1 protein-coding gene is annotated in these 631 nt (G+C 78.8%); it reads left to right on the top strand.

Annotated features, from left to right (window positions below; translation table 11 throughout):
* A partial coding sequence (locus tag GTR00_RS22195; RefSeq protein ID WP_323132677.1) for an HAD family hydrolase occupies window positions 1-631 on the top strand: 631 nt, incomplete at both ends.

Raw genomic sequence — 631 nt, 5'->3', positions numbered from 1 at the left:
CACCGACACGCCGACCCCCGACACCCCGGCCCGCGCCGCCGCGCCGGGCCCCGCCGCGCCCGCCGCCGTCCTGTGGGACATGGACGGCACCCTCGTGGACACCGAGCCGCACTGGATCGCCGCCGAGCACGCCCTGATGGCCCGGCACGGCGCGAGCTGGTCCCACGAGCAGGCCCTGCAGCTGGTCGGCAGCGCGCTGCCGGACTCCGGGCGCCTGCTGGCCGCCCACCTGGCCGCCGAGGCCGGCGTGCACCTGGACCCCGACGCCATCGTCGAGGAGCTGATCGCCGAGGTCGTGCGGCAGGTCTCCGCGAGCGTGGTCTGGCGCCCCGGCGCGCTGGACCTGCTGCGCGCCCTCGCCGGGCGCGGCGTGCCGTGCGCGCTGGTGACGATGTCCTACCGGTCCCTGGCCGGCACCGTGGCCGACCTGGTGCCCGGCGCCTTCGCGGTCGTCGTGGCCGGTGACGAGGTCGAGCGCGGCAAGCCCGCCCCGGACCCCTACCTGCGCGCGGCCGCGCTGCTGGGGGTGGACCCGAGCCGGTGCGTGGTCCTGGAGGACTCCGCGCCCGGGGTGGCCTCCGGCGAGGCCGCCGGCTGCCGGGTGGTGGCCTGCCCGCACATGGTGCCCATC

This window comes from Kineococcus indalonis, assembly GCF_009906395.1.
Lineage (GTDB): Bacteria > Actinomycetota > Actinomycetes > Actinomycetales > Kineococcaceae > Kineococcus > Kineococcus indalonis.
Note: the sequence above shows the minus strand (reverse complement) of the source record. Positions and strands in the feature narration are given on the sequence as shown.